The sequence below is a fragment of the Pseudomonas sp. 05N434 genome, assembly GCF_056396965.1.
The window spans coordinates 1-6646 of record NZ_JBFTMK010000270.1 but is presented as its reverse complement, the minus strand read 5'-3'; the positions used below and the strand labels follow the sequence as shown (position 1 = coordinate 6646).

General features: G+C 59.3%; 10 protein-coding genes. 5 read left to right on the top strand and 5 right to left on the bottom strand.

Features of this window, described 5'->3' with window-relative positions:
• On the top strand, window positions 1-191 hold a 191-nt coding region (locus tag AC1DLB_RS17570; protein WP_477785354.1), incomplete at its 5' end, for a hypothetical protein.
• Window positions 192-257: 66 nt separating this feature from the next.
• Here the strand turns inward: AC1DLB_RS17570 and AC1DLB_RS17565 are convergent.
• The 3 genes from AC1DLB_RS17565 to AC1DLB_RS17555 are packed head-to-tail and all read right to left on the bottom strand — an operon-like array spanning window position 258 to window position 1372.
• Complete coding sequence (locus tag AC1DLB_RS17565) at window positions 258-881, bottom strand: SOS response-associated peptidase (protein ID WP_007939796.1); 624 nt, start codon at window positions 879-881, stop codon at window positions 258-260.
• Window positions 882-916: 35 nt separating this feature from the next.
• Entirely contained in the window at window positions 917-1177 is a 261-nt protein-coding gene (locus AC1DLB_RS17560; protein ID WP_007939795.1) for a putative signal transducing protein, read from the bottom strand.
• Window positions 1178-1189: 12 nt separating this feature from the next.
• Window positions 1190-1372, bottom strand: coding sequence for a CPXCG motif-containing cysteine-rich protein (locus tag AC1DLB_RS17555; protein WP_018929594.1), 183 nt, complete (start codon window positions 1370-1372; stop codon window positions 1190-1192).
• Window positions 1373-1510: 138 nt separating this feature from the next.
• Here AC1DLB_RS17555 and AC1DLB_RS17550 point away from each other — a divergent pair, with 138 nt between their 5' ends.
• Window positions 1511-2677, top strand: coding sequence for a 1-acyl-sn-glycerol-3-phosphate acyltransferase (locus AC1DLB_RS17550; protein WP_064616186.1), 1167 nt, complete (start codon window positions 1511-1513; stop codon window positions 2675-2677).
• 94 nt (window positions 2678-2771) lie between these two features.
• Here AC1DLB_RS17550 and AC1DLB_RS17545 read toward each other — a convergent pair whose 3' ends face one another.
• On the bottom strand, window positions 2772-3050 hold the full coding sequence (locus AC1DLB_RS17545) for a hypothetical protein (RefSeq protein WP_007939791.1): 279 nt from the start codon (window positions 3048-3050) through the stop codon (window positions 2772-2774).
• A gap of 194 nt (window positions 3051-3244) precedes the next feature.
• Here AC1DLB_RS17545 and AC1DLB_RS17540 point away from each other — a divergent pair, with 194 nt between their 5' ends.
• Entirely contained in the window at window positions 3245-3451 is a 207-nt protein-coding gene (locus tag AC1DLB_RS17540) for a hypothetical protein (protein WP_018929592.1), read from the top strand.
• A gap of 79 nt (window positions 3452-3530) precedes the next feature.
• Here the strand turns inward: AC1DLB_RS17540 and AC1DLB_RS17535 are convergent, their stop codons facing one another.
• Entirely contained in the window at window positions 3531-4115 is a 585-nt protein-coding gene (locus AC1DLB_RS17535) for a YajG family lipoprotein (RefSeq protein ID WP_018929591.1), read from the bottom strand.
• Between the two features lie 186 nt (window positions 4116-4301).
• Here AC1DLB_RS17535 and AC1DLB_RS17530 point away from each other — a divergent pair, with 186 nt between their 5' ends.
• Window positions 4302-4535, top strand: coding sequence for a hypothetical protein (locus AC1DLB_RS17530; RefSeq protein WP_064616185.1), 234 nt, complete (start codon window positions 4302-4304; stop codon window positions 4533-4535).
• Between the two features lie 741 nt (window positions 4536-5276).
• Window positions 5277-6646, top strand: a 1370-nt coding sequence (mqo, locus tag AC1DLB_RS17525) for a malate dehydrogenase (quinone) (protein ID WP_477785353.1), incomplete at its 3' end; no start/stop codon positions are given.

Genomic DNA, 6646 nt, shown 5'->3' with positions numbered 1-6646 from the left:
TGAACACCCAGATCGCCAGCGCCGCCGAGGAACAGAGCGCGGTGGCCGACGACATCAACCGCAACGTGATCAACATCGGGCAAGTAGCCAATGAAGTGGCTGGTGGTGCGGATGAATCGAGCGCAGCGAGTGCGGATTTGACCAAGTTGGCGGAACAGCAGCGCCGGTTGATCAATCAGTTCAAGGTTTAGGGTTCAATGACGCGGAGCGTCCATGGCTGCATTCCCACGCGGAGCGTGGGAACGATCATTACGCGCTCAGCCCGGGGTCAAACACTCCGGCCCATTGAGCTTCGGATCATTCACCATGTTCGCCAGCACCCGCTCGCGCAGCGCCGCGGGTTCGCTGGCCAGCAGCGCCTGCAAGGCATGTAGCGGGGTTTCAGGATTGAGCCAGGCTTCCTGCCCCGCCGCATCGAGAATCAACGGCCGACGCTGACTCGAAGCAGGTTGGGTGATTACCGCCGTACTCAGCCATACCTGCTCCTGCACTGGATACGCTTCCCAGATCGCCGCGAAGTAAAGCGTCGAGCCCTCCCCCGGCGTCAGCCAGTATGGACGTTTGCGCGTAGTACCGCGCCACTCGTAAAAACCATTGGCCGGCAGCAGACAACGGCGCAGGCGCAAAGCTTCGCGAAACATCGGCTGTTCGGCAACGGTTTCGGCACGGGCATGGGCCGGCGTGCGGGACAGGTCGGTCAGCCACGGTGGCGTCAGGCCCCAGCGGGCGCGGGCCAACTCACGCTGCCCGTCTGCACCGGCACGCAGCATCAACACCGAATCGTTGGGAGAAATATTCCACTGGGCCTGCTGATCGGCGGGAAATCCGGGCAGGGCTGCGAAGGCGGGGTTCCAGCGAAACAGGGCATAACGTCCACACATGGGGCAATACGACTCTTGATCAAACGAACGTCAGCCTAACAGACCAGCGTGCCGGGAAAGCTGTCCGGTTCATCGCCGGACAGCGGCAGCGCGGCATTGTACGCGGCGATCAGTTCCCGCGCGTATTGCGCCTGGTCGTTATCGACCGATACACCCAGCAGGCCGAATATCGGCAATTCCCCGGTACCGCCGATCAAATCCCGGCCCACCAGATGCGCCTCGATACCTTCACTGGCCAGCATACTTAGCAGCAATTCGCCTTCCATCAGATTTTCCGGCTCATAGATACGCTGCATGGGTGACCCCCTTCATTCGTTTTCGCTGTAGACGTCGAGGTGCCATTCCTCGCCGTGAACCTGCAAGACAAAGGTAATGGGACGACAACACACCGGACAATCCTCGATATAGGTCTGATCACCGCCAGACAAATCCAGAACAGCCTCGACTTCTTCACCGCAATACGGACATTCATACTGCGCAGTTTCCAGCATCGCGGTCTCCCAGGTGACTTGTGCGTATAATCGCCGGTCTATTTGCAGGGCTATTTTTGTCTGACTACCTTTCAGACCGTGCCCCGTTGGTTTTCGATCAATACCTTTACTTACCCTAGCCGTTTCTAACAAGAGAGCATGATGGGCGAATTCGATGCCATCCGACCTTACGACGACAGCGAAGTCCCAGCGGTGCTGGCACGGCTGCTCGGCGACAAGGCGTTTCTAGATATCCTCACCCACTTCCGCTTCCCGCGTTTTGCCGGTGCCTTCGGCTGGATGCTCAAACCTCTTATAGCGCATCGGCTGCGCCGTGAGTTCGCCGACGTCACGTCAGTGGCCACGTTGCAGGACAAAGTCGAGTTTTACGTCGACCACACCATCGAGCGCGCCACGGACGGGGTGACCTACACCGGCGTGGAGCAATTCAAGTCCGGCAGTGCCTACCTGTTCATCGCCAACCACCGCGACATCGTGATGGACCCTGCCTTCGTCAACTACGCCGTGTACCACGCCGGCCTGCCGACCCCACGCATCGCCATTGGCGATAACCTGCTGCAGAAGCCTTTTGTCAGCGACCTGATGCGCCTGAACAAGAGCTTCATCGTGCACCGTTCGATCACCGGTCGTCGCGAGAAAATGGCGGCGTATCAATTGCTGTCGGCCTACATCAACCACTCGATCCGCAACGATTGCGCCTCGATTTGGATCGCTCAGGCTGAAGGCCGGGCCAAGGACGGCGACGACCGCACCGAGTCGGCGATCCTCAAGATGTTCCACATGAGCCGCAAGGACGAGCCGTTCGGCGAAGTCATCCGTTCGCTGAACCTCACCCCGGTGTCGATCAGCTACGAGTACGACCCCTGCGACCAGGCCAAGGCCCGCGAGCTGTACATTCGCGCCACCACCGGCACCTACACCAAGGCACCGGGCGAGGATGACGCGAGCATCGCCAAGGGCATCACCGGTTACAAAGGCCGGGTCCACGTGAACTTCGCCGCGCCGATCACCGAACTGTTCGAAGACACCAAGCAATTGGCGATCGAAATGGACAAGCAGATTCTGGGCGGTTACCGGTTATTCCCGGTGCATTACCTGGCGTATGCGCAGTGGAAAGACGCCGACCCGCAATTGCAGGTGCCGAAAGCGGCCGAGCTGTTTGCGGCAGATGAACTGGCCAAGGCTCAGGAAGAATGGCAGCGTCGACTGGAAGCTTGCCCCGAGGAACATCGTCCGTTCCTGGTGCTGCAATATGCGATGCCGGTGCGTAATCAGTATCGGGTCAAGGCCGGGCTACCGTTGTAGGGTAATGGCTGGATACGACAACGGCGCCTTCGGGCGCCGTTTTTGTTTGTCTTGGTGCAGTAGGTCAGTCAGACACTGTAACTGTGTCAGAACTTCAGACGCGAGTACTGACCCACGACACCAGCAACGCCATCCCAAGGCAGGCAAAACCGAAGCGATAGAAAAACCGGTTCATGCGCAAGGTCGCCCAATCGAGGGTTGGCTCTTCGCTGGGCCTGCTCTGGCGCTGGGCTTCGATACTGGCCATCGCGCGCTGTTCACGACGACGGGTGGCGTGCAGCAACCAGCCGCCCGGGCAGGCGAACAGCAAGGCCAGCAGGTTGATCAGTTTGGCGGGATGAGCGGTAAAGAGCGAAATCAATTGCAGCGACATCACAAACCTCAGGCAAACCGGTGTAACAGACGCCGGGACCGACGACCACGGCGCGGATTCTACCGAAAGCGCTCCGGCCTGCCCCCCCTTTCCGACAAATAACGAAACCATTTAGCCGATTATTGTCCTGTGTCACGGCGCCGTCATCTGAATCCGCCAGTCTGTCGCCCTTCGAAACCGACACGGACCGCGTCATGCTCCACGCCGAAAACCAGGATCGTCTTTACCTCATTGCCCAAAGCGACGAACAACAAACCTTAGTCGGCAGCCTCGCCTTCAATGTACAGGACCGGCATTGGCTGGTGTATTGCGCGTTGGGCGGGCATCAACATGCGGATTTGCCGGAGACGGATTTGCTGACCGGGGTGAGTGTTCTGGACTTCTATTCGCAAGCGGCTTGATTTCCCTTGCTGGAGCGGCAGGCACAAAAAAACCCGGCGCCATCGCTGGCACCGGGTTCTTTAAACAAACTGCAAACCGTTACTCGCCAAGCACCTGACCAATCGTCGGGTCCTTGAACAAGCGGGTCAACGCATCACTCAGCACATCACTGACCAGCTTGGTATTGGTTTCCTGATTCGGCGCCATGCCAAAACGCTGATCCAGCGACGCGCCGTAGCGACCGCTGTAACGACGGTTGGCATTCTGCACATCGGAACGGAACGTCGCGCCAATTGTAGCTTCAGTCACATACAAACCTTCTTTGGGCGACTGATACTTCAGCTCGGCCAGGGTCACCGTCAATTGCGGCGCATTCAGCGCATTGGCCGTCGGCGTGAAGCCCAGCAACCGCACGGCCGCCTCAGCCTGAGCCTGCAGCTTCGGCAGAATCTGCGCGCCCTGCACCGTGATCGCACTGGTCTCCGGGTACAAACCGCCACGGGTCCCCAGGGTTGGCGATGGACGACCGTCCACCACACGCACCACCACCGGCTGACCATGGCCGACCGGCGCCAGCTGAGCCGTCAGCTTGGGTTCCGGGCTCAGTTGTTGCGGGCTGTGGGCGCAGCCGACGAGGGTCAAACTGGTCACAGTGATCAAACCGAACAACAGGCGTTGCAACATGCTCTTCTCTCCAGAATCAGGCAACTAACGATGCCCGCAGTATAGCGGTGCGCCACTGCGGCGAACTAGCTTCGCGCAACGATTACTGAAATCTCTGACAAACCCGGCGCAACGCGGTTCCTGTCACACCTTTGTCACCGCCCGCTGGCAACCTTTATGGCAGTCACCCCCAAAAGGTACGTTGCCATGCGTTTTCTCGTCTCCCTGTTCGCGCCACGCCCGCTGCACCGCAGTTTCGCCCTGCTCGACCACAATGGCCACTGCCAGGCCTTCAAGCAGTGCAGCCTCCAGCCCATGGGCGATGGTTGGGTCGAAATCGAAGAAATTCGCCTCAACTGGCTGCACCAGCCCCTGCCCGCCAGTGCCCGTGTCAGCCAGCACCAGCCACGTGCACGCGCGCAGCAACTGCTGACCACCTGACCCGACGCCTAATAAAAGTCATTAAACACGACCATTTCCCTGCGTTTCTTAGATACAATCTCCCCCCGATTATAAGGACGTCTCCTGATCGGGCCTCGCAGCATCGTTCAATGCCTCGGTATTGACACCCCGCACCGCCCACAGAGAGCCGCCCACACAGATCGAGTGAAGCTGGCGCGCTTGCTGTTTCTCAAGCAAAACCCCCACTTTTCGCGAATCTGCAGAGCTGTCATTACGCTCGGTCACTGAGCTGTTTGCCCGTTTTTGCTGCCCATGCACCCCATGGCGGCAATCCATCCGGGCACGGTGCCAGGCTGGGACAGCCCTTTTTTGAGGTTCACGTCTTCAAAAGAGCGTGAAAAAAACGGGTTTTCACAACTTCACAAGAGTGTGGCGAGCAAATGAATAGTTTTGCGTCTGAAAATGCACCATTAGCGTCTACAACAGCCCAACGACACAGGACCGAGTACTCCTCGAACACCGGAGCCTGAAGCCTGTCCGCTACGGATTTGGTTGCACAAACGGATGTCTCGACCATAAGTCGAATTGCCAGCCGCGTGCCGAAATGAGTTCATGTGACTCTTGAAGCCAGGCCGCATGCATCCGTCGAAGTTGCGAAAAATTGCGAAGATTCGGACATGGCGATCCTGGCCATGGGTACCTGGGGCATCACTGACACGCCCCGGAACGCCTGGCAGCTATGCCGACAATTTGGTGCTGCAGATTTTGGAGACGCGTTAAATGGCGCATAACGAAGCAGTCGACGTAGTACTGGTTGGGGCCGGCATCATGAGTGCCACCCTCGCTGTACTGCTTAAAGAGCTCGACCCCGCGATCAAGCTGGAAGTCGTCGAGCTGATGGATTCCGGTGCCGCGGAGAGTTCCAATCCGTGGAACAACGCCGGTACCGGTCACGCCGGGCTGTGTGAGCTGAACTACACGCCGCAGGCCGCTGACGGCACCGTCGACATCAAGAAAGCCGTGCACATCAACACCCAGTTCGAGGTGTCGAAGCAGTTCTGGTCCTACCTGACCAAGAAAGGCACCTTCGGTTCGTGCAAATCGTTCATCAGCCCGGTGCCGCACCTGAGCTTCGTGCAGGGTGAGAATGGCGTGTCCTTCCTCAAGGAACGCTTCAAGACCCTGAGCAAGCACCATGCCTTCTCGGACATGGAATACACCGAAGACAAAGCCAAGATGGCCGAGTGGATGCCGCTGATGATGCCGGGCCGTCCGGCTGACGAGGTCCTCGCCGCCACCCGCGTGATGAACGGCACCGACGTCAACTTCGGCGCCCTGACCAACCAACTGCTCAAGCACCTGACCAGCGCGCCCGATGCCCAGGTCAAGTACTGCAAGCGCGTCACCGGCCTGAAGCGTAACAACGGCGGCTGGACCGTCAGCATCAAGGACGTCAACAGCGGCAATACCCGCGAAGTCGACGCCAAATTCGTCTTCCTCGGCGCTGGCGGCGCGGCACTGCCGCTGCTGCAAGCGTCGGGCATCGAAGAAAGCAAAGGCTTCGGCGGCTTCCCGATCAGCGGCCAGTGGCTGCGTTGCGACAACCCGGAAGTGGTCAAGCACCATCAGGCCAAGGTCTACAGCCAGGCCGCGGTCGGTTCGCCACCAATGTCCGTGCCGCACCTGGACACCCGTGTGGTCGATGGCAAAAAGTCCCTGCTGTTCGGACCTTATGCCGGCTTCACCACCAAGTTCCTCAAGCACGGTTCGTTCATGGACCTGCCGATGTCGGTTCGCGCCGGCAACATCGGTCCAATGCTGGCCGTGGCCAAAAACAACATGGACCTGACCAAGTATCTGGTCAGCGAAGTGATGCAGTCGATGGAGCAGCGCCTGGAATCCCTGCGTCGCTTCTACCCTGAAGCGAAAGCCGAAGACTGGCGCCTGGAAGTGGCCGGCCAACGGGTGCAGATCATCAAGAAAGACCCGAAGAAAGGCGGCGTTCTGCAGTTCGGTACCGAACTGGTCGCGGCCAAGGACGGTTCCCTTGCCGCTCTGCTCGGCGCCTCGCCAGGCGCCTCGGTGACCGTGTCGATCATGCTGGAATTGATCGAGAAATGCTTCCCGAACAAGGCCAAGGGCGAGTGGGC